At 41.3% G+C, this 22,111-nt stretch carries 19 protein-coding genes; 13 read left to right on the top strand and 6 right to left on the bottom strand.

The annotated features are described in order from the left end of the window. Positions 1-10: 10 nt before the first annotated feature. Positions 11-1,000 (bottom strand): helix-turn-helix transcriptional regulator, encoded by a 990-nt coding sequence (locus HW120_RS11605; RefSeq protein ID WP_177734269.1) that lies wholly within the window; start codon positions 998-1,000, stop codon positions 11-13. Between the two features lie 142 nt (positions 1,001-1,142). Here HW120_RS11605 and HW120_RS11600 point away from each other — a divergent pair, with 142 nt between their 5' ends. Together HW120_RS11600 and HW120_RS11595 are read left to right on the top strand one after the other, a co-directional pair. Further along, entirely contained in the window at positions 1,143-1,973 is an 831-nt protein-coding gene (locus tag HW120_RS11600; RefSeq protein ID WP_177734268.1) for a siderophore-interacting protein, read from the top strand. Positions 1,974-2,020: 47 nt separating this feature from the next. Then, positions 2,021-2,800 carry an ATP-binding cassette domain-containing protein gene (locus tag HW120_RS11595; RefSeq protein ID WP_177734267.1) on the top strand — a complete coding sequence of 260 codons (780 nt, stop codon included), beginning with the start codon at positions 2,021-2,023 and terminating at the stop codon, positions 2,798-2,800. A gap of 128 nt (positions 2,801-2,928) precedes the next feature. Here HW120_RS11595 and HW120_RS11590 read toward each other — a convergent pair whose 3' ends face one another. Beyond that, positions 2,929-5,964, bottom strand: a complete 3,036-nt coding sequence (locus HW120_RS11590; protein WP_177734266.1) for a PAS domain S-box protein — start codon at positions 5,962-5,964, stop codon at positions 2,929-2,931. Positions 5,965-5,966: 2 nt separating this feature from the next. Continuing rightward, complete coding sequence (locus tag HW120_RS11585) at positions 5,967-7,109, bottom strand: FIST signal transduction protein (RefSeq protein WP_177734265.1); 1,143 nt, start codon at positions 7,107-7,109, stop codon at positions 5,967-5,969. Between the two features lie 472 nt (positions 7,110-7,581). Between HW120_RS11585 and HW120_RS11580 the strand changes: the two genes are divergently transcribed. The 6 genes from HW120_RS11580 (at position 7,582) to mgtA (ending at position 15,793) form a co-directional block, all read left to right on the top strand. Then, positions 7,582-8,286 (top strand): DUF4919 domain-containing protein, encoded by a 705-nt coding sequence (locus tag HW120_RS11580; protein ID WP_177734264.1) that lies wholly within the window; start codon positions 7,582-7,584, stop codon positions 8,284-8,286. Continuing rightward, the gene (locus HW120_RS11575) at positions 8,287-9,438 is read left to right on the top strand and encodes a helix-turn-helix domain-containing protein (RefSeq protein ID WP_177734263.1); all 1,152 of its coding nucleotides are present in this window, start codon (positions 8,287-8,289) and stop codon (positions 9,436-9,438) included. A 150-nt stretch (positions 9,439-9,588) separates the two neighbouring features. Beyond that, a complete protein-coding gene (locus HW120_RS11570) occupies positions 9,589-11,973 on the top strand; it encodes an outer membrane beta-barrel family protein (RefSeq protein ID WP_177734262.1) in 2,385 nt (794 codons plus the stop codon). A gap of 191 nt (positions 11,974-12,164) precedes the next feature. Then, positions 12,165-12,386 carry a hypothetical protein gene (locus tag HW120_RS11565; protein ID WP_177734261.1) on the top strand — a complete coding sequence of 74 codons (222 nt, stop codon included), beginning with the start codon at positions 12,165-12,167 and terminating at the stop codon, positions 12,384-12,386. Next, positions 12,370-13,086, top strand: coding sequence for an MgtC/SapB family protein (locus HW120_RS11560; protein WP_177734260.1), 717 nt, complete (start codon positions 12,370-12,372; stop codon positions 13,084-13,086). The genes HW120_RS11565 and HW120_RS11560 overlap by 17 nt, the downstream gene beginning before the upstream one ends. Before the next feature lie 19 nt (positions 13,087-13,105). After that, positions 13,106-15,793: a magnesium-translocating P-type ATPase gene (gene mgtA / locus HW120_RS11555; protein WP_177734259.1), complete on the top strand. Its 2,688-nt coding sequence runs from the start codon at positions 13,106-13,108 to the stop codon at positions 15,791-15,793. A 101-nt stretch (positions 15,794-15,894) separates the two neighbouring features. Here mgtA and HW120_RS11550 read toward each other — a convergent pair whose 3' ends face one another. Then, positions 15,895-16,827, bottom strand: coding sequence for a DUF4421 family protein (locus HW120_RS11550; protein WP_177734258.1), 933 nt, complete (start codon positions 16,825-16,827; stop codon positions 15,895-15,897). Between the two features lie 53 nt (positions 16,828-16,880). Next, on the bottom strand, positions 16,881-17,222 hold the full coding sequence (locus tag HW120_RS11545; RefSeq protein ID WP_177734257.1) for a winged helix-turn-helix transcriptional regulator: 342 nt from the start codon (positions 17,220-17,222) through the stop codon (positions 16,881-16,883). A gap of 210 nt (positions 17,223-17,432) precedes the next feature. On the opposite strand from HW120_RS11545, the gene HW120_RS11540 reads away from it, so the two are divergent. The 4 genes from HW120_RS11540 to HW120_RS11525 all read left to right on the top strand — a co-directional run bounded on the left by HW120_RS11540 (position 17,433) and on the right by HW120_RS11525 (position 20,824). Next, positions 17,433-18,071, top strand: coding sequence for a peroxiredoxin-like family protein (locus HW120_RS11540; protein WP_177734256.1), 639 nt, complete (start codon positions 17,433-17,435; stop codon positions 18,069-18,071). Next, positions 18,068-18,862, top strand: coding sequence for a DNA alkylation repair protein (locus tag HW120_RS11535; RefSeq protein WP_177734255.1), 795 nt, complete (start codon positions 18,068-18,070; stop codon positions 18,860-18,862). The genes HW120_RS11540 and HW120_RS11535 overlap by 4 nt, the downstream gene beginning before the upstream one ends. A gap of 45 nt (positions 18,863-18,907) precedes the next feature. Then, entirely contained in the window at positions 18,908-19,813 is a 906-nt protein-coding gene (locus HW120_RS11530; RefSeq protein WP_177734254.1) for a LysR family transcriptional regulator, read from the top strand. A 66-nt stretch (positions 19,814-19,879) separates the two neighbouring features. Continuing rightward, on the top strand, positions 19,880-20,824 hold the full coding sequence (locus tag HW120_RS11525; protein ID WP_177734253.1) for a YeiH family protein: 945 nt from the start codon (positions 19,880-19,882) through the stop codon (positions 20,822-20,824). Positions 20,825-20,871: 47 nt separating this feature from the next. Here the strand turns inward: HW120_RS11525 and HW120_RS11520 are convergent, their stop codons facing one another. Continuing rightward, on the bottom strand, positions 20,872-21,216 hold the full coding sequence (locus HW120_RS11520; protein WP_177734252.1) for a tRNA-binding protein: 345 nt from the start codon (positions 21,214-21,216) through the stop codon (positions 20,872-20,874). A 93-nt stretch (positions 21,217-21,309) separates the two neighbouring features. Between HW120_RS11520 and HW120_RS11515 the strand changes: the two genes are divergently transcribed. Further along, on the top strand, positions 21,310-21,867 hold the full coding sequence (locus HW120_RS11515) for a thioredoxin family protein (protein WP_177734251.1): 558 nt from the start codon (positions 21,310-21,312) through the stop codon (positions 21,865-21,867). Positions 21,868-22,111 lie beyond the last annotated feature (244 nt).

The raw sequence follows: 22,111 nt of genomic DNA, 5'->3' as shown, positions 1-22,111 counted from the left end.
TCGCCTTTGTTTAGGCTTGTAGTTTTCCCGGTGTAATACCATATTTTTTACGGAAAGCCGTGATAAAATGCTGCACATATTCATAGCCGCAATAATCAGCTACTTCCTTAATAGTCCTTTCCTGTTCCAGCAGCAAATGTTTCGCTTTTTCCATTCGTAAGTCGTGCAGATAGCCAAAAACAGTAGTGTTAAAGATTGCTTTAAAGCCTTTTTTTAATTTAAAATCGTTTAGTCCTACTTCATGCGCCAGCGCTATTAGCGTGTAAGGATTGCTGATGTTCTGCTCCAGTAAATATTTTGCATGATGGATTTTTTCGATATCCTGGAAATTCATCACCTCTTTTTTCTCCTTTAAGGTCGTTTCAAACTGGGCAAGCTGTAACATAAACAGCTCAATAACCTTCGACTCGATAAAAAGACGTTTCAGCAAACCGGAACGTTTGCACTGCATGATTTCCGAAATGATAAGATTCATCTGTGGCGTAATCGCCATATTTTTCTCTTTCATTGCCGACATACTCCTTTTTTCAATACCGTTAAGAAACTTATCCAGTACGGTATTTTCAACATTCATAAAACGCTGAAAATAATCTTCGGTAAAATGCACTTCAAAAAAGTTATTCAGATCTTCCTGTTTCGAAAAATTAAAATACCCCTCAAAATCTTTGGTATAAATAAGATTATGCTGCTGTGGTTCAAAACGAAAGATCTCTTTGGAGCCTAAAGTAGTGGCCTGGCTGGATCCGGAAAGCGTAAAATGCATTTCAAATACGGAATAATTACTCTCTATTTTTAAGGAAATATCTTCTTTGATCCGGGTTTGCCCTTTCGTAATGTGGATTCCCTCAAACCATAAATCTTCGATATCCGACGAACCGAATTTCGGATGAAATATAGCAGTGTTACTTTCGGTATAGGCTTTATCGCTTTTAAAATTCTGTGGCAAATCCCGCTCAAACAAAATATCATTGAGATCTGTATTCGTAATAACCATTTTCATTTAAAAATCCTTTTAGCGTTATCAATAATCCGTTTTGAGTACAACCTTAAAAGGGATAAAGCTGACCTTTGTTCAAAGATAAATATTATTTAGAAACAATCTAAACTATTAATTTATTTTTATCAAAATCATCAATCACACAATGGCAAATACTAAAGAAAACAAATTATTGCACATCATTAATGCAACACTTCAGGTAAAAGCTAAAAAGTATATAACGCCTAATTATTTACGGATTACACTAACAGGGGCATCTGTAAACCAATATGCAGCAGCAACCGTAGGGGAAAACAATAAAATTTTTATTCCGCCGGCAGGTGTTCGCGAGATTCATTTTCCGCATTTTGATAACGGAAAATGGGCACTTCCGCCACAAGAGGTCTGCCCGTCCATCCGTACCTATACCCACAGGGGGATTGATCTTGAAAAAGAAGAAATGTATATTGACTTTGTTGCTCATGGCGATTCCGGTCCGGCTTCTTCCTGGGCAATCCATGCCAATGTTGGCGATCCTTTAGGTGTGGCGATGTACGGCTTAAAAACGGAACTTTACCCGAAAGCCGACTGGTATTTGCTTGCCGGCGATGCTACGGCTATTCCCGTTATCAGTGTTATACTGGAAACCTTGCCCGAAACGGCAACCGGTGTTGCCTATATACTTGTTGAAAACGAACAGGAAATACAAACCATTTCAACGCGATCGCAGGTAACGGTCAAGTGGTTGTTATATAACGACAATATTTTGACTACTGCACTGGCAGATGCCATTAAAAACCATCCGTTACCGGACTCGGGTATCAGCCGTTTTGCCTATGTAGCAGCCGAATTTGCTACTGTAAAAACGATCCGGAACTATATGCGAAAAGAGCAAAAATGGGAACGCAGCGAACTTTATGCCTACTCTTACTGGAAGGCAGGCAATAGTGAAGAACAATCGGAAATGGAACGACGTGAGGAGTTCCAGCTAAAATAAACGAAGCGGTCCGGAATACCGGTAACAGCTTCCAAACAGGATACAAGATGAACTTTAATATAAACAGAATCATACAATTCTTAAACCGGCCATTGCTGGAAGTGAATCAGGAAGAAAGCCCGGCCACCTTCGACATACAGTTTGACAATGTCGCTTTTAATGCCGATGGTGAAAAAGCCGTCCGGAGAATTTCCTTTCATGCTGAAGAAAAAAGCGTCACGGCATTAGTGGGATTATCTGCAACCGATAAAATAACGTTAACCACACTCCTTTCCCACTTTTGGGATATTAAAAAAGGAACCATTAAAATTGGCGGCATTCCCATCAAAAATATCCCGCAGCAGCAACTTTCAGCATTTGTTAGCGAAATTTTCCAGGATAGTGAAGTATTGAACGACAGTATTTACAACAACCTTAAATCGGAAAATCCGGAAGCCACGGACGATGCCATATTTGATGCTACCGAAAAAGCTCAGGTCATTGATTTTGCCTGGGAACTGCCGGAAGGATTGCACACCCGGATAGGAAAATACGGGTACCAACTGTCTGTTAATGAAAAACTGCGCCTCAATATTGCCCGGGCAATACTAAAAAACGCACCGATACTGCTTTTAGACGAAGCTGCTTTTTCCCTGGATGCAGACCAGAACAACGGTATCCAGAAAACCATTCAGGAACTGGTAAAAAACAAAACCCTGCTTATCATTACCGACAGGCTGGAAACCATAAAAAATGCCGATCAGATCGTAGTCCCGGCAGAAACAGTAGAAAAACCGGATGAATTGTTTACTTCCAACGGATTATACTCGTTGCAGCAAAAACGATAACATCCTGTAAAGTACTTTAATTTTAATTTAATTTTTTTTGTTTACGCAAAGTTAAGTATGTACTGACTTTTTCGTTAAGCCTGGCGTTACCACTAACGCCAGGTTTATATTTTTATAGTAGCTCCGGATTACAGAAAATCCCGTTCGTTTTCTTTTAACTGCAAAATCACTTCTTCCAGTTTCGCCCTGATAAAGCCAAACAGTATTTTAATGGCCGTAACATTCTCTGCATTTTTAGCCAACTCTTCCAGTTGTTTCAGTTCGTTACTAATGGAATGAATCCGTAAGCTTTCCACACTCGGCCTTATTTTGTGCATAATACGGCCCACCTCTGTAAAATTATTTTCCGAAAGGGCAATTTCCGTCTTTTGGATGGTCTCGTTAACCTGCTCAATAAAAACCACCAGCAGCTCATTCATAAACTTATCGTTTTCACTGCTTAATCCCTGGATTAAACGCAAATCATAGAGCTTCGTTAAAGTGCCTATCTTTTCAATTTTACCGTTATTCGTATATTTTGCAATCATGTTAATCAGCACGTCTTCGTCAAACGGTTTGGTAACATAATCATTCATGCCTACTTTCTGGCAGCGTTCTACCTCGGTCTTAAACGCGTTTGCCGTTAAGGCGATAATCGGTATATCCAGTTTCAGCTCTTCTCTTATAAGCGTTGTTGCTTCAATACCGTCCATTTCCGGCATCTGGATATCCATCAGTATCAAATCAATATTCGCGCCTGTTTTTAGAATTTCAATCGCTTTTAATCCGTTTTCCGCTTCAATAACATTGCATTTATAATGTTTCAGGGAATTTTGTGCCACCATCCTGTTCAGAATATTGTCCTCTACAAGAAGGATCGTAACATTTTCGAGATTCATCCATTCTTCCTGCTGGTTCGCCTTCTGGATCTTTTCCTCATCTCCTTTTTCCAGCTCCAGATACACATGAAATACCGTTCCTTTGCCTTTTTCGCTTTCAATTTCAATGGTACCGCCCATCAGCTCTACCAGTTCCCGGGTAATGAACAAACCCAATCCTGTTCCGCCATAGCGTTTTGTTGTGAGCGCTTTGTCCTCCTGTGTGAACTTTCGGAAAATATCTTTCTGGAAATCAGCATCAATACCAATTCCGGTGTCGGAAATCGAGATCTTTATTTTTTGCCGGGCATCCGAACTTTCTACAAGACTGCAATCAACCGCAACGCCGCCCTGTGTCGTAAACTTAACCGCATTGCCGATAAGGTTGAATAAAATCTGCTCCAATCGCAAAACATCCCCTTTTAAAACCTTCGGAATATGCTCCGAAACCGATTTGCTAAGGTATAGCTCTTTGGCTTCAGCCCGTGGCTTCATCACCGTTACCACGTTATTGATGGTATTCTCAAAAATAAAGTCTTCTTTTTCAAGGGACATTTCCCGGGCTTCAATTTTGGAGATATCCAGCACGTTGTTAATGATCGCCAGCAAATGTTTGGAAGCAATATTACTGTTGTTTACATATTCTTTTTGTGCTGCGGTCAGATCCTGTTTCGATAATTCTCTTAAAAAGCCGACTATCGCATTCAAAGGTGTCCGGATCTCATGGCTCATGTGGGCCAGAAAAGCTTCTTTCGATTTCGAAGCCTGCTGTGCCTTGATTTTTTCATTCTTCAACTCAATTTCCATCCGCTTTTGTTCGGTAATATCCAGATGGATCCCTATGGACCCGATCCATTCGCCATTGTCGTCATAATTCGGTCCGCCGCTGATGGCCCACCATCGCAGTTCTCCTTTTTTATTTTTAATCGGCAGCTGGTACAAATTCGAAATACCTTTTCTTCTCAGTTCCTGTTTGCTTTTCACCAGCTTCAGATCTTCATTATACATAAAAATCTCCGGGGCGCTCTTACCGATAATTTCATCCAGTTCGTATCCGGAAATCGAAAGAAAGCCCTGGTTTGCATACAAGATGATATCGTTCCGGTCCACTTCTATCAGTCCCATATTCATATTGGCAATAATGTTGCGGTATTTTTCTTCCTGTGCTTTAAGGCTGGTTTCCGCCTTTTTTCTTTCGGATATGTCCTGAATAAAAGAACAAAAGAATTTTTCTTCATTGTGATTAATCGGCAGTATCGAAATTTCAATAGGAAACTCCTGTCCGTCCCTGTTCAGTCCGCTCAGTTCCAGCTGACGGTTCAACACCGGCCCTTCGCCGGTTTCCAGGTAATGGTTCATCCCGTTAATATGTCCGCTTGCATACTTTTCCGGAATGATCGTATCGGTCAGGTTTTGTCCTAAAACCTCATCCTGGTTCCAGCCGAATATTTTCTCGGCCTGGCGGTTCCAAAAAGTGATTTTCCCGGCACTGTCAATATTAATAATTGCATTCAGCGCCGCATTCATGATCAGGCGGTTTCGCTCTTCATTTTGCTCAATCAGCGTTAACGTCTGCTTTTTCTCGGTAACATCCGTATATTTCCAGAAATTCCCCTGTAGTTCTCCATTGATAACAATCGGGATATAATCCCTTTCAAAAAAGCGGTTGTCTGTTGTCTCGATCAATTCATTCGTCACAATTTTGCCTTCTTCAAAAATCGTTTCCAGGCGGTTTACAAAATCGTCCGGTTTTCTAAAGATATGCCTGGAACGCTCGGCCGTAACAGCACAATCCATTCCAACCATCGTTTCCGGACGCTCTTTTATCCCGAAAAAATTGCAAAACAGCTGGTTGATAAATAAGATTTTCCGGTTTTCGTCTTCTACCATAACACCGGACTGAATATTTGCCAGCAGCATTTTAAAAAGTTCAACCGTGTGGTTCAGGCTCTTTTCGGATTTTCTTCTTTTTTCGATTTGCTCACTTAAATATCCGGAGATAAACAGCAGATCGTTTTTATCTTCATCTTTAATATCCTGATACGTATCGTCAATTCCTTTCAGACTTTCATACAGGTTTTCAATAGACCTTTCTTTAAGGTCATTTTCTCTTTTTAAATTTTCATGTACTTCATTGTATTCTTTTTCACTTTCCTGGAATGCCTGGTTCATAATCCCTTTATCTTTCTCATACGAGTTGTAAGAAGTATTAACAGACTCCAGAAAAGCCCTGAAATCATTATGCTGCCTGAAATCTTTCGGCAGGTATTTATTAATCTGTTTTTGTAATAACTTATGATACGTCATGATCACTCAATTTCATTAAGTCCGGTAATTGTCATCGTTTGGTTATGAAGTTCACAATTAGAGAAAGGCCGCATCGGGGAAATTTCGCCATAAGAGTAAAACCCGGTCAGTAGTGTTGCGGCACCGAAAATATCGGAAACCGCTTCCACCTCTTCCTCTATCCTGTTTCCCAATATCAGTTTTCTTCCCACGCAGCTAATCAGTATAGCGAGCTTGGGAGCGGCATGCTGTATGGCTAAACACGTATTGGCGGCATCACTTGCCGCATCGACCAGTTTATCAAAATTTGCCTTCATAAATTGTACTTCACTTCCCACAGGCAAATCACCGGCAAAAGTCATGCTTTTATTGTTGTTGTCAATGGACAATATGGTTCTTACTATCGTTTCCCCACTGTCTTTTAAAGTTAGTGCCAAAGGGAATAATAATGCCGATCCGGGCAGTTCGGAAGCATATATCCCCAGGTAGTTTTTATACAGGTCCAGGGCGTTCTTGTTGTCTATTTCATATAATATATTTTCACTCGATTTTGTTACTGTTTTTTTCAATCCGAAAGTCTCCCATCCGCCCAAGGAACCGTGTGAAAGCAAGAGTTTATCGCCATAAAAACCAATGGCAATTATCTTACCGGTTTGCGGAACACTGTTTAAACCCACATAGGTTTTTTCAAACCGGTCGGCATCACCGGCCAGTCCGCCGGTAATTAATACCTGTTTCGATTTGGCCGCATTCATCCCTTTAACCAATTCACTCCCGTTTACTTTTCCGCCATCAGACAGTACAAATATTAACCGCAGTCCTTCATCGGGAAGGTTTTCCACCAGTGCTTTCCCGGCGGTAAAACCGGAATCGTAATCCGCAATATCAATTTGTGATGTTTTGATCGCTGTAGCCGAAAATTCATGTGCCGTTAACGTGATCGTATCGTCTACCACTTCTTTCTGATAAATCTCTCCGGCAGAAGAGCAGAGCGCAATATCGGCCAGCGGAAACCGCTTTCTGAGAAAAGCATACGTATCGGGATCTGAAATTAATCCGGGTGCACCGAAGCCAATAAGCAATTGTGCGGCTTCATAATTCAAACCGTCGTCATTCTTTTCTTTTAAAAATGACGCCTCTTTATACAGGAGTAAAGCTGTTTTCATATTTTTCTAGTAAAACCGGTGGATAAATAATACTACTAAAGCAATCTAAATATCGCTGAAACGGTAGTCTCTTTAAACTTTTCACTATTGAATATGAAAATGTTACATTTTTGTATAACCTGAAAAAAGCAACTGTAGTCATAGGTAATTTAGATTTGGGATCGCTTTCACAAGTTACTAAAAAAGCGTGTATTTTATATATTTTTACACAATAATTTAATTTTTACTCAGAAAATTAAAAATTAAATTAACAACATGATAACAACACCCTTAAAATCAGTTATTTTTAGTAGCTGAACTTTTTATTCAGCACTTAAAAAATAACAATATCTTCCGGAACTATAGCAAACCCCGGCAATCCGGGTACTCCGGCTATCGCAGTATTGCAATCCGGGAAATTTCAAAAATATTTGCAATGATTCCTGAATAGTATAAAAACATAATACTATTTTTAGTCCTTAATTAATTTCTAATGAAAAGAGGCCTTTTAGTCACGCTGTTCGTATTGTTCGTAACCGCTGCTTTTGCTCAGGATTTTGAGTTTAAAGTTCCGGACTATAAACAGATACAGAAAGAAGTACAAAATAAAAAATCGGTTTATTATTATCCGTTATTAAAGGAACGGTTAAGCCGTTATGATGCATCGCTGACAGCAGCAGATTTCCAATACCTGTACTATGGTTATATTTTTGATAAAGACTATGACCCTTACAGGAACTTTTCTAAAGAAGACGATCTAGCCCTTTATTTAAACCGCGAGGTACTCGATCCGAAAGACTACGACAAAATTATCGAACTGACCAAAAGCGCTATTCAGGAATTCCCGTTCGATATCAGAATGATGAACATCCTGGCTTACCTCTATCATTTAAAAGGCGATGAAGAACAATCCAAAAAAGTATCCGCTATTTTCCATGGTATTTTAAATACGATCATGCATTCCGGTGACGGGGTAACCTGTGAAACCGGTTTCCACGTTATTGTTGTGGGACATGAATATGTATTGCTCAACATGCTGGAATTAAACAACACCGGACAATCACTTGTTGGCAATTGTGACTTTATTAAAATTGCCGCTACCGAAACATTTAAAATAAAAGGTCTGTATTTTAATATTGAAAAAATGCAGGAGAAAAACCTTGGGATACTGACTTCTAAAAACAATAAAGATCGTTAGATGGATAAAATCAGTTTAATTACGCAGATTGCAAAAATCACCGTTTTTGTTTCCTTTCTTTTAGCGCTCTTCCTGATAACGGTACAAACCCGGAACAAATTGAGCAACCGGCTGTTTGCCTGCTTTATTATTCTGAGTGCTGTTGATATCAGCGGTTTTTTTATGTTCAGCTATACCGGCAGTCTTCTCAATCTGGAAATGTTCCGGATCCTGATGTCGCTGTTAATCATGCCGTTTTTTTACCTGTACATGCTATCGGTCTGTTATTCCGATTTTCGCATACAGCCCAAGCATTTGCTGCATGCCGTTCCTTACCTCATCGGGAATATCGTTATGGCACCACGCCTGTATTTTGCCGATACTGCCGGTAAAGAACAACTGTTCAGCCACCTGACCAAATCTCCCGAAATGATCTTTATCCGCGTGGTTACAGAGCTGCAATTTGCCTTTTATATTATTGCCGTTTTCCTGCTTCTGAAAAAATTCAGGGAAATTTACCGGGAAAACTATACCGATCCAACGAGTGCCACATACAAATGGCTGTTCCAGATTACCGTTATCTCTACCGTTGCACATACTATCGTACTTGTAAAGAACACCGTTATTTATACCGATCATGACGGTATTTTTATCTGGCTGAACATAATTGTCGGCCTGATTGCCTTATCTGTATTATGCTGGTTTGTTCTCAAAGCCCTATACTATCCGGAACTATTCAGAAGCGTTGATTCAAAATTACAACTGGTAAAAGACATCGTTCATACGGAAGAGGCCAATCCGCATCCGGAAACCGTAGCGGAACAGGACACTCCCATCACGGCAAAAATTAATCAGCTTAAAAGCTATATGATCGCTCAGGAGCCTTATCTGGATCCGTCGCTGACAATACAGCAACTGGCCGATCAGATTGAGCTGCCGGTAAAAGAGCTATCCGTTTTGATCAACCACCACATGGATCAGCATTTCTTTGATTTTGTAAACGAATACCGCATTCAGAAAGCTATGCACCTTTTAAGAAATCCCGAAAAAAGCGATGTAACGGTACTGGAAATTTTATATGAAGTGGGTTTTAACTCCAAATCTTCTTTTAATACCTCTTTTAAAAAATATACAAATCTAACGCCTACACAATACCGAAACACCTCATCTTAAAGGCTTTAAAAAAAGTCGAACGCCTCATTTAAGAAAGTCGAACCAATTTTATCTTCAAAAAATGGTTCGACTTTTTTTATCGGTCGCACAGGAACTTTCGCTACCGCAATTTTGCTTCAAATAATTAAAACCAACGCAAAAATTGAGATCATGAAAAAAGTAAACCTGTTTCTGTTATTACTATTTCCATTATGTTGTATGGCACAATCATTACAGTTAAAAGGAAAAGTAACCGATGCCGCAGCACCGTTAGCATGGGCAAATGTTGTTATCACCAGTCCCGAAGGAAAAATAATTACCGGTATGACCACCCTGGAAGACGGCTCGTTTGAAATGGAACTGAATAAAGGCACCTACAACCTTAAAATTAGCTTTTTAGGCTATAACGACTGGCAGAAAGAGATCACGATGGATACCCCTGTCGATTTGGGTACTATCGTTGTTAGCGAAAGTGCCAATACCCTGCAACAGGTCGTGATTAAAACCAACAAGAAAATGGTGGAACAAAAAATTGACCGCCTGGTATATACTGTAGATAACAATGCCGCCGCCGCTGGTGGTGATGCCATTAATGCCATGAGTACCGCTCCGGGTCTTGTGGTGCAAAACAATGCCATCAGTATGCTGGGCAAAGGTGCTTCCCGTGTGATGATCGACGGAAGAATTGTAGCTCTGTCCGGAGAGGAGCTAATCAGCTTCCTGAAATCAATATCGGCCAGCGACATTAAGAATATCGAAATCATTACCAATCCGCCGGCTAAATATGAAGCTGCAGGCGATGGCGGCCTGATTAACATCATCCTTAAAAAAGGTGCCTCAGATTCCTGGAAAAACAGCACTACGCTTACCTATGACCAGAATACTTACGGCTCCACTACGCTGCGCAATAATTTCCTGTACAACAAAGACAAATTAAAATTCACTGTAAGCGGTACCGGAAAATCAGGAAATACCCAGTCCAGACAGGATTTGGACACTTACTATCCCGGTGGATTATGGGAATTAAAATACAAAGGCAAACAAAAAACGGATCATGCTTCCGGACGCATCACTGCCGATTATGCTCTATCCGACCGTACCAGCATAGGCGCTCAGTACCTGGGGAATTTCAATAGCCCGGACAGCAAGGATAAAGCTGTGATCAATATCTTTAATACCGGAAAAACACTGGATTCTTTATTAATCAATAACGGCCGCAACAACCAGCATTCAAACAGCCAGACATACAATGCCCACATCATCTCAAAATTGGATACGCTGGGTAGAAACATTGCCGTAGATGTGGATTATTTCACTTTTGATGCTAAAATTGACAACCGTTTTACTGCCGAAACCTTTTCACCGGATGCCGCCTTCCTGAACGTTAACCAGGCCGCCAGGAATATTTCCAGCCAGAACATCAATAACTTTACTATAAAAGCCGATATGGAACATCCTTTGGCTTTTGCCAGCCTTTCTTATGGTGCCAAGGTAAGTTTCAGCAACAGTAAAGGTGCTATTCAATACTATAACACTATCAGCGGTAGCCCGGAACTGGATCCGAACCGTTCGAATACCTTTGAATACCGCGAACGCAATCAGGCCGTTTATATTAACGGAACTAAAAAAATAAACGACAAATTCAATGTACAATTAGGATTACGTCTTGAAAACACCCAAACGGAAGGATATTCCCAAACGTTAAACCAAAACAATACCAACAACTATTTCAAATTGTTCCCGACCGTTTATCTTTCTTATACCGAAAATGACAATCATAGTTTTCTTTTTAACTACGGAAAACGTATTAACAGACCTGGTTTCCGCGATTTGAACCCGTTCCGTGCTTACCTGAACAGCAACAGCTATTCCGAAGGAAATCCTTTTTTACAGCCTTCCTACAATGATAACTTCGATCTTACCTATACCTACAAAGGAAAATTGCGTACCAATGCCTTCTTTAATGTGATTACCAATGGTTATGGCGTGGTGTTCAGTTCCAATGCAGCAACAAACACTCAGATCATCAGTCGGGAAAACTACTTTAAAGAATACTATTACGGTATCGGGGAAAACTACACGGCAACGATCGCACCGTGGTGGCAAAGTCAGAACTTAATCTATCTATTGGGTTCCAAAACAGTATTTGCAACAAACATCCAGGCGGTTCCTATGAATAAAATGCAGGTGTATCTGGCCACAAACAATACTTTCTCCCTGAACAAGCAAACCAAATTACAGCTGGACTATCTGTATTGCTCTCCTTACAAAAGAGGATTGTATGAATACGGAACCGTTTCCGGGTTAAACCTGGCGGTAAAAAGAAGCTTCCTAAACGATAATATGCAGGTTGCCGTACTCTTCAATGATATCTTTAATACAACCTATTTAAAAGATTATACTTCAGTTGTAAATGGCATCAAACAAGTTTATAACGAAAACAACAGCAGCCGGTTTGTAAGAGTATCACTGACGTATAACTTCGGAAACAATAAAGTGAAAGTAGACCAGCGAAATTTCGGGAACGAAGAAGAGAAAAAAAGAACCGAAAACTAAACCTTCTCCCCGCTCTAATGATTTTCTAATATTTTTCTAAAACATCTCTAACAGCCCAATCCAATGGGCTGTTTTACTTTTGCATAGTTAATAAAACAAATTATGGACGATTATCCCAATTTAAGTACTAACGTTTCGCTGTAAAGAACATGACCGGTATTGTTCTTCAGGGAACAAAATCTTTATCAGTCATGAAATTTATATTTTTATTCGTAAAGCGTATAAAAAACAAGACGTTTTACAACAACAAGAAAACTCCTGTCACATCCGAATATTACGATATTCACCTCGGTATCGGGACTATGCCCTTTATCGCTATTGGTTCCGAAGAACAGACCATAAAGTCCGGTACGATTCCGAAACCGCAACAGTATCAACCGTCTAATCCTGCTGCCTATGCTTTCGGTAACTGAATTTGCAGTGCGGTTAACACTCGCCTTCGTTTTAGGAGCCGCTATAGGCATTGAGCGGCAATGGCGGCAAAAAAGTGCCGGATTGCGCACCAATACCCTCGTATCCATTGGAGCAGCCGCCTTTATACTGCTGTCGGTTTCGATTACCGGCCATTCCGGCGATCCCAGCAGAGTAGCCGCACAGATCGTATCCGGAATCGGTTTTCTGGGTGCCGGCGTGATCATGAAGGACGGCTTGAACGTACAGGGTTTAAATACAGCCGCTACTTTGTGGTGTGCTGCTGCTGTAGGCGCTTTGGTCGGAATAGGGTTATTCCCCCAGGCAATACTCACCACAGTTACCGTAATCATTACCCATTTGTTATTGCGTACTGTAGGCACAAAGCTTAGTGTATTGACATTTATTCCTAAAAATACCTCCCTGCCTGCCGACTATAAAATTATCATTAACTGTAAAAACAATGTGGAAAACCACATCCGGGTATTGTTAATACAGCAATTGGGGAACAATGAAAAAATAGTGCTCCGCTCCCTTGCCAGCAGCGATAATGAAAATCAGACCTCAACTTTAATCGTTGCAGAAATCACGGCAGCCGGCATACAGGATTATATCATGGAACAGATAGTAAGTCGGCTCACCATTGAACAGGAAGTAACCAAAGTGAGCTGGGAATTTACAGGACAACAAGCTGAAATATAAAAAGCAAAACCTTATCAAAATGTTGACAACAAAAATAAAAAACGGGAACAAAGCTTTTTCAAACTTTGAAGAAAGTGCCGCTACCCGGCTTAATGCTATTGCAAAAGCCGACGGTAATCTTATATATGCCTTACTGGAAACCAACGAAGCCGGATTGAGCCAGCAAACGGCGGAAGAAAAATTAAAAAAATTCGGTCCTAACGAAATCCAGCACGAAAAAGCGCCTTCCTGGTACAAACAGCTGTTCATGGCTTTTGTAAACCCGTTTATAGCCGTATTAATCGCTCTGGTGGTTATCTCTGCCGTAATGGATATTATTTTAGCCGCACCGGGCGAACAGGACTATAAAACGGTAATCGTTGTGAGTGTAATGATCATTCTCAGTTCCCTGCTGCGGTTCTGGCAGGAATACAGCAGCAACCAGGCTGCCGAAGCCTTAAAAAACATGGTCACCACAACAGCAACCGTATTGCGTAAAACCATCGGCAAACAGGAAATTTCGTTTAAAGATCTGGTACCGGGTGATATTCTCTATTTGAGTGCCGGCGACATGATCCCTGCCGATATCCGGATAATACAATCCAAAGATTTGTTTGTGAGCCAGGCAATACTCACCGGAGAATCCCTGCCTTTGGAAAAAAGAGAAGCTCCGGTAACGAATCCAACGGCAAAACCACCTTTGGAACTGGAAAACATCTGCTTTATGGGAACCAATGTGGTAAGCGGAACCGCAACGGCTATTGTGGTTGCCACGGGAAACCTGACCTATCTGGGGGCAATTGGCAAAGCCATTAGCGGCAAACGTTCGGAAACCAGTTTTGATAAAGGCGTCAATAAAGTCAGCTGGCTGCTAATTCGCTATATGCTGGTTATGGTACCTCTGGTTTTTATCGTTAACGGACTGACCAAAGGCGACTGGTTTGATGCCCTGCTGTTTGCTATTGCCATCGCAGTGGGATTAACCCCGGAAATGCTGCCAATGATCGTTACCGCCAACCTGGCCAAAGGGGCAAAAAACATGAGTAAGCGGAAAGTAATCGTAAAACGCCTGAATGCCATACAGAACATTGGCGCAATGGACATACTGTGTACCGATAAAACAGGTACGCTCACTATGGATAAGATCATTTTAGAACGGCATCTGAACGTTTTGGGCAATGAAGATGATGAGGTCCTCAAATGGGCATACTTTAACAGCTTCCACCAGACCGGCTTGAAAAACCTTTTGGATGTAGCCGTTTTAGAACATGTGGAACTGCACGATTACCTGAAAGTGGAAGAAGATTACAAAAAAGTAGATGAAATTCCTTTTGACTTTCAGCGCCGCCGCATGAGTGTTATCCTGGAACAGAAAAACGGCAAACACCTGCTGATCTGTAAAGGTGCCGTTGAGGAAATGCTCGATTTGTGTTCCCATTCTTTTTATCCCGGTGAAAATGCCCGCATACACATCGAAAAAGATGCCATTGTTCCGATTGATGCCGGCATGCGCGAAACGGTCTTAAATACCTCAAGAAAGCTGAACGAAGATGGTTTACGGGTATTGCTGGTGGCGATAAAAGAATACGATAACCGTTCGGCTAACTACAGCGTAGCCGATGAAAGCAAAATGGTCTTAACCGGTTTTATAGGCTTTTTGGATCCGGCAAAACCTTCTGCCAAACCGGCCATTGAAAGTTTACAGAAACTGGGCGTACAGGTAAAAGTACTAACCGGTGACAACGATATCGTGACCCGGAAAATCTGCCGCGATGTAGGCATTCCGTTCCATCACGTTCTATTGGGAAATGAAATTGAGAAAATGACCGATGATGAACTTTCTTCAAAACTGGAAGAAACCAGTGTTTTTGCAAAGCTGAATCCGGTTCAGAAATCCCGTATCGTGCAACTGTTCCAGGCACAGCAGCATACGGTTGGCTTTATGGGCGACGGTATCAACGATGCTCCGGCACTGCGAAATGCCGACGTAGGGATTTCGGTGGATACCGCTGTGGATATTGCTAAAGAAAGTGCCGATATTATCCTTTTGGAAAAAGACCTGATGGTATTGCGAAAAGGGGTTATTTACGGCCGCCGGACATTCGGGAACATTATCAAATACATCAAGATGACTGCCAGCAGTAACTTCGGAAACATGTTCAGCATGCTCGGTGCGAGTATCCTGCTGCCGTTTTTGCCCATGCTGCCCATCCATTTACTGATCCAGAACCTGTTATACGATATTTCACAAATATCCATTCCCTGGGACAGAATGGACGAAGATTTCCTGGAAAAACCGCAAAAATGGGATGCTGCCGGAATCAGTCGTTTTATGCTGTGTATCGGTCCGATAAGTTCCATCTTTGATTATGCCACATTTGCCGTACTGTTTTTTGTATTCAAAGCGAATGCTCCCGAACATCAGAGCCTGTTCCAGACCGGCTGGTTTGTAGAAGGATTGTTATCGCAAACATTAATCGTACACATGATCCGCACGCGAAAAATACCGTTTGTACAAAGCTGGGCAACGGCTCCGGTTGTCGCCCTAACTTCTTTCGTAATGCTGGTCGGTCTGGCAATACCGTTTACTCCTTTTGCCAAAACGGTAAACCTGCAGGCTTTACCACTTGCTTATTTTCCATGGCTGATAGGCATACTAACCGGCTATTGCCTGCTGACCCAATTGGTAAAGACACAGTTTCTCAAAAAGTTCGGACAATGGTTGTAGGATACTGTAATCTGCCGGTATTATTTTGGTTTCATTGCCCAAAATAATACCGGCAGATTCGTTCTGTTTAACCGATCCTATACATCCGGCTTTTGAAACATTTAAAATCTTGGTATTTTTTTAAGTATCCGCGAATTACTGTCAAAACGTTTGATAAAAGTAAACTGGAAATTTCCGGAATTAAGGCTGATGTGGTTATCATCCTTATAACTCACATAAAGCTTGTTAAGCAAAAAGGATGCGTTAAGCGACCAGCTGTCGGCATTATAACCGAATGCGGATCTGAAAAAGACACTCGGATTCCAGATTAACGTATCGTTTATATTTTTAAACCCTACCGTCAAACCGGGAGTTACAGAGCCCGTCAGAAAAAAATGACGGTTAATAACCCATGTATAGGCATAGCCGATACTGGGTCCAACCTGGTAAAGGTCTTTATAGAATGCTAAAGAGGTTTCGGCGCGAACCCGTGTATAATAAATACCACCGCCCAGTAACAAACTTCCTGCCGACTTTAACTGCCGTTCCGTCTGGTCAAATGCCGATCGATAGGAAAACTTATTACCATTGAAAACATATTGTCCGAACAGCCCTACTTTGGTTAACTGCATGTCGGGATACATCCCGATGATGTTTTCCTTATTCGTATCTTCCAGATAGAACCCTTTATAATCCTGTCCGAAGAAATCCAGTACTATTTTCTTCCCGTAATAATGATATTGTAAATCCAGCGAACGGGTTTTTCCCTTTTCCGGATCGGCCAGGAAATTAAAGCCGTGGCTAAAACTGAATGACGAACCGCCCCAGCTAAAGCCTGCACCAATATCAAAAGGATTATTAGGCATGTATTCATCCGTTTTATCGTTACCTGTTTCATGGGACAGCGAAGTGTATTTTCTGGCAATAAAAACCCTTCCGGAATATTCCTGGCTGAACGTACCGATATAGGTACTATCGGTCTGGGCAATGGCATTTTGCTCAAACGCCAATAAAATTAAAAAAAAGAGTATGTGTAATCGTCTGTTTGGCGACATCTGTAGGGCCTGGATTAAAATATACTGAAAGTAACGGGGAATATGCTTTTATATTATATTTTCTCCCGGTTTGCCACCAGTGTTTTCCCCCAATCGTTCAGGCTCCACAGTACTTTTACCAATTCGTCGCCCAAAGCCGTTAAAGTATATTCAACCCTTGGCGGCAATTCGTTAAATGATTCCTTCCGGATCAACCCGCATTCTTCCATTTCCTTCAGCTGCTGGTTTAAAACCCTTCGGTCCACAACGGCAATACCCCTCAGAAATTCACTGGGACGTTTCATTCCTTCATTCATTTGCCATAAAATCGGGATTTTCCATTTGCCGCTAATGGTATTGACAGCTTCTTCCAACGGGCATATTTTATTTTCGGTAATGCGGATTTTTGTTTTCATAACAATCGGTATCGGAGAATCACAAAAATACAAACAGGAATTACCGAAACAAAATGTAGCGGAAACATCCCGTGAAAAATATGCCGTTATTTTTTTACAGCTACTACGCTGATACTCTTAAAAGTTGACTTTTTCCACCCTATGGGGTAAAAAAGTGCGGTATTGTGAGTTTCACTGAAACAGCTGATTTTTACACAAAAAACAAATCTTATGGAACATTTACAGGAGCAAATCGAAGCCCTCAACAAGCAATTGGCCATTCAGCTGCCGCCGGAAGTAATCGCCGCATTTAATGAAGCCATTGCCGGTTTAAAATCCCGGAATATTACCCAAAATGCTCTTAAAACCGGAGCGTCTTTTCCCGATGGAGCCCTGCTCGATTATAAAGGAGAAACTGTTTGGCTAAGCGGGCTGCAGCAACGCAAAAAACTGATTATTGCCTTTTTCAGAGGTTCCTGGTGTCCTTACTGCAACCTGGAATTAAAAGCATTACAGGACGCCTATCCGCTTATACTGGAAAAAGAAGCCGAACTGATTGCCGTTTCACCCCAAATGCCTGTTTATAATGCGGCACTGCTGGAAGAGCATCCATTCGGTTTTAAGATTTTTACCGATAAAGACAACGACCTTGCCAAACAATCCGGCATTGCCTTTACACTACCCGATTTTGTTATTCCGTATTATGAAAGCCTCGGAATTAAATTGCAGGATTTCAACAATACCGCTGCTGCTGTTTTGCCTATTCCTGCTATATTTGTGATAAACGAAGATAACAGCATTGCCTACCGTTTTATCGATGCTGATTATCGGAACCGTATCGTTATTTCAGAACTAATAGCCGCGTTATGACAACAAGAAAAGGAGCCCGGACCATTGCCGCAATACCGCCATCAATTTTAGACCAGCTCAACAAGGGCGAAATTGAATCGGCCAACCTTAACGAATGGCTGGCCATCAACCAGAAGCAGCTGTTGGAAACCGTTTTAACACAGTACAACCGGAAGACCTATTTACAGGATATCCTGACGGACATTTCAAATTTAAAAAAGCAAACGGTCACAACCATCAATGAGGCTATTGGTGTAGGGCTGTTAACGCAAAGCTATATCCATAATGATACGGCACTTTTTGATCTGCTGTCGCAACATCCGTCGGACACTGTGCGCTGCTGGGCAGTATTCTTTGTCGGTAAAGACGAGGCTACAGTAGCGGAAAAACTGGAACGGATGAAAGTCTTTGCCTCCGACCGTCATTTTGGGGTACGGGAACTCAGCTGGCTGGCGATACGTCCGGACATTACTGACAATCTGGAAACAACCATCACACTGCTAACGCCCTGGACCCGGTCTGAAAACGAATATATCCGGCGTTTTGCCAGTGAGTCCATCAGGCCGAGAGGCGTGTGGTGCAAACATATCGAAGCGTTAAAGGAAACTCCGGAATTAGCCTTACCCATATTGGAACCTTTAAAAGCCGATACTTCCAAATATGTGCGCGACAGTGTTGGTAACTGGCTTAACGATGCTTCCAAAACAAGACCGGAATTTGTGGTCAGCCTCTGTAAAAAATGGGAAAAGGAAAACAATTCTAAAGAAACAGCCTATATCCTGAAAAAAGCAAGGCGAAGTATTCTGAAATAAAAAACTATAAGTCGTATCTTTGAATAGTTACTCCAAATTGAAGTCATGTCGGATACCCGCTTAAAAATCTTTCATACAGTCGCCAGGCATCTGAGCTTTACAAAAGCTTCCGAAGAGTTATGCATTACCCAGCCTGCCGTTACCAAAAACATCAAAGAGCTGGAATCTGAATTTGACATCCGTTTGTTTGAAAGAAAAGGCAATAAGATCGAATTAACCGAAGCCGGGCAGCTGCTTTTCAATCACTCGGAAGATATTTTTGAAATTTACAAAAGGATCCATTTCGATTTAAGTCTTTTAAAAGAACGCCATTCCGGTGAACTGCAGCTGGGCGCCAGTACCACGCTAAGCCAGTATATCCTTCCTCCCGTTCTGGCTAATTTTTACAGACATTTTCCGGATATCCGGATTTCGCTTATCAATGCCAATACCGAAAAAATTGAAAAAGCCGTTATCCAGAAAAAAGTAGCTTTGGGAATTGTGGAAGGAAAATCAAAAAATGTAGCCTTAAAATACACGCCTTTTTTAAAGGATGAAATTGTAGCCGTTGTGCACACTTCTCAAAAACTGGCTGACAAAGACAACCTCAGCATGGCGGAATTTTTAAAAACACCGCTGGTATTAAGAGAAGCCGGTTCCGGCAGTCTTGATATTATTTTACACGAACTGGGCAAGCATTCCGTTCACCTGAAAGACCTGAATGTTATTATGCATTTGGGCAGTACCGAAAGTATAAAATCCTTTCTGGCAAATTCCAATTGTATTGCCTTTGTGTCCATTACGGCCGTTAGCAAAGAAATTGTCAACGGCGAATTTAAAGTTATTGACATTGAAGACCTCGACATCAAGCGCATTTTTTATTTCGCTCATTTACAAGGAAAAACGGAGCGCATCCCGGAAATCTTTATGCGGTTTACCCAAAACAGTATAACCGGAAGTTATAGCTTATAACTATTTATCATTGGTCTGGTGCTGTATATATTCCGAATTTTGTGCTTACAAACAACAAAACAAATCATGGAATCAACCAGCCCAGAAAACAAAATCAAAATACTGTTTTTCAGCATTTTTATCATTTTATGTCTTTTCCCTTTCTTTTCACCGCCAATAGCTTTATTGTCGGGTTTCCTGCTCACTTTGTTCCTGGGCAATCCTTTTCAGAAATTCAGCCACAGTGCCACCAGGATATTATTGCAGTTTTCGGTGGTGGGTCTGGGTTTCGGAATGAACATTACCGAAGCGGTCAAAACCGGAAAGGAAGGTTTTCTCTTCACCATAGTATCCATCACTACAACATTGATCGTCGGATTGCTTGTCGGGAAGCTGTTTGCGATTAACCGGAAAACCAGTTTTTTAATTTCCTCCGGAACCGCTATTTGCGGCGGAAGCGCCATTGCTGCCCTGAGTCCGGTTGTTAAAGCCGGAGAAGAAGAAATATCCGTTTCTCTGGCAACGATCTTTATCCTTAATTCAATAGCATTATTCGTCTTTCCGCTGTTGGGACATGTCTTTCATTTAAGTCAGCCGCAATTTGGGATGTGGTGTGCCATTGCCATTCACGATACCAGTTCTGTGGTTGGAGCCGCCCAGCGGTTTGGCGACGAAGCCTTACAGATAGCCACTACTGTAAAACTGCAACGTGCCTTATGGATCATACCGGTTTCGGTTGTAACAGCACTGGTTTTTAAAAATAAGGAAAGTAAGGTAGCCGTTCCGTATTTTATCTTCCTGTTTATTGCGGCCATGCTTTTCAACAGCTATTTTCCCGCTTTCCAGCCAATAAACGAAGTCATTGTCATGCTGGCAAAAAAAGGACTGACAATAACCCTGTTCCTGATCGGAGCCGGATTAACAAAAGAATCACTGAAAAAAGCCGGTATAAAACCTTTGGCTCAGGGTGTCCTGTTATGGCTTTTTATATCCGTAGTATCGCTTGTGGTTATTGTGAATACCATTGCTTAGTGAAGACTATAAAAAATTAAAGGGAGCCTAAACTACTCCCTTTTATATTACGCTATTCTGGAACCGTTTTCAACTTTAAAATCCGGAGCCAGTAAAATAACATCTCCCTCTTCGGGAACCGCGCCTAAAACGAGGCACTCGCTCATGAATTTTCCAATTTGTTTTTTAGGGAAATTAACCACAGCTACAATTTGTCTTCCTATTAAAACGTCTTTTGTATATCGTTTGGTAATTTGTGCAGACGATTTGCGGATACCTATTACTGCTCCGAAATCGATCGTTAACTGAAAGGCCGGTTTTCGGGCTTCCGGAAAATCATTGACTTCCAGTATGGTACCCACTCTCATTTCTACTTTTTCAAAATCACCCCAGCTTATTGTTTCTTGTTCCATAATTAATTTTAAACTATTCGTTTTCCAAAATTAGCAAATCATTTTACATTTATTTATCTTTAACTCTTTTAATAATTATACTACATTTTACAAATGGCACGTACTCCGTCAAACATGTTACCGCTTGGAACCATAGCACCTGAATTTTATTTAAAAGATACCAATTCGGCAGCGGCTTATTATTCCTTCTCCGATTTAAAAGGAGAAAAGGGCACCGTAGTCATGTTTATCTGTAACCACTGCCCTTTTGTACATCATGTTATCGACGAAGTTGTCCGCATTGCTAATGACTATCGCGTTCAGGGTATCGGTTTTATTGCCATATCCAGTAATGATGTGGTGAATTATCCGCAGGATGCTCCGGAGCTGATGACGGAATTTGCTTTTGAGAATAAGTTTGAGTTTCCATACCTGTATGATGAGAACCAGCTTGCTGCCAGAAATTATGATGCTGCCTGTACGCCGGATTTTTATCTATTTGACAACCTGGACAGATTGGTGTACCGCGGACAGCTGGACGACAGCAGACCGGCCAACGGAATTCCGCTAAGTGGCAGCGATTTAAGAGGCGCAATAGACGGTGTTATTTACAACCGGGTTATCAATCCGGAACAAAAACCCAGTTTGGGCTGCAATATTAAATGGAAATGATGCTTATCTAAAAAAATTAGCTACCTTTGCGCTGTGTAAATATACCAGCTATGTTGAGCAATCAGACTTTAACGGTAATCAGGCCACTGTTTTCTGCAAGGAAACGCAGTGTGGCTGTCCTATTTTCACACAACAAAGCCTTCATTAATTAGACCCCGTATATAACAGTTTTTTCTTTTTTATATATACGCGGGTACATTCCTTTCAAACTTTATACAGTAAATTAATTTAATTCGATAGAAAG

Source organism: Flavobacterium inviolabile (assembly GCF_013389455.1).
Lineage (GTDB): Bacteria > Bacteroidota > Bacteroidia > Flavobacteriales > Flavobacteriaceae > Flavobacterium > Flavobacterium inviolabile.
Note: the sequence above shows the minus strand (reverse complement) of the source record. Positions and strands in the feature narration are given on the sequence as shown.

Coding starts and splice junctions, on each gene's coding strand:
- HW120_RS11565 (WP_177734261.1), top strand. CDS start 12,165: ATGAAATTTATATTTTTATTCGTAAAGCGTATAAAAAACAAGACGTTT.
- HW120_RS11550 (WP_177734258.1), bottom strand. CDS start 16,827: ATGTCGCCAAACAGACGATTACACATACTCTTTTTTTTAATTTTATTG.
- HW120_RS11570 (WP_177734262.1), top strand. CDS start 9,589: ATGAAAAAAGTAAACCTGTTTCTGTTATTACTATTTCCATTATGTTGT.
- HW120_RS11585 (WP_177734265.1), bottom strand. CDS start 7,109: ATGAAAACAGCTTTACTCCTGTATAAAGAGGCGTCATTTTTAAAAGAA.
- HW120_RS11575 (WP_177734263.1), top strand. CDS start 8,287: ATGGATAAAATCAGTTTAATTACGCAGATTGCAAAAATCACCGTTTTT.
- HW120_RS11540 (WP_177734256.1), top strand. CDS start 17,433: ATGGAACATTTACAGGAGCAAATCGAAGCCCTCAACAAGCAATTGGCC.
- HW120_RS11520 (WP_177734252.1), bottom strand. CDS start 21,216: ATGGAACAAGAAACAATAAGCTGGGGTGATTTTGAAAAAGTAGAAATG.
- HW120_RS11580 (WP_177734264.1), top strand. CDS start 7,582: ATGAAAAGAGGCCTTTTAGTCACGCTGTTCGTATTGTTCGTAACCGCT.
- HW120_RS11590 (WP_177734266.1), bottom strand. CDS start 5,964: ATGACGTATCATAAGTTATTACAAAAACAGATTAATAAATACCTGCCG.
- HW120_RS11605 (WP_177734269.1), bottom strand. CDS start 1,000: ATGAAAATGGTTATTACGAATACAGATCTCAATGATATTTTGTTTGAG.
- mgtA (WP_177734259.1), top strand. CDS start 13,106: ATGTTGACAACAAAAATAAAAAACGGGAACAAAGCTTTTTCAAACTTT.
- HW120_RS11530 (WP_177734254.1), top strand. CDS start 18,908: ATGTCGGATACCCGCTTAAAAATCTTTCATACAGTCGCCAGGCATCTG.
- HW120_RS11525 (WP_177734253.1), top strand. CDS start 19,880: ATGGAATCAACCAGCCCAGAAAACAAAATCAAAATACTGTTTTTCAGC.
- HW120_RS11535 (WP_177734255.1), top strand. CDS start 18,068: ATGACAACAAGAAAAGGAGCCCGGACCATTGCCGCAATACCGCCATCA.
- HW120_RS11560 (WP_177734260.1), top strand. CDS start 12,370: ATGCTTTCGGTAACTGAATTTGCAGTGCGGTTAACACTCGCCTTCGTT.
- HW120_RS11515 (WP_177734251.1), top strand. CDS start 21,310: ATGGCACGTACTCCGTCAAACATGTTACCGCTTGGAACCATAGCACCT.
- HW120_RS11545 (WP_177734257.1), bottom strand. CDS start 17,222: ATGAAAACAAAAATCCGCATTACCGAAAATAAAATATGCCCGTTGGAA.
- HW120_RS11595 (WP_177734267.1), top strand. CDS start 2,021: ATGAACTTTAATATAAACAGAATCATACAATTCTTAAACCGGCCATTG.
- HW120_RS11600 (WP_177734268.1), top strand. CDS start 1,143: ATGGCAAATACTAAAGAAAACAAATTATTGCACATCATTAATGCAACA.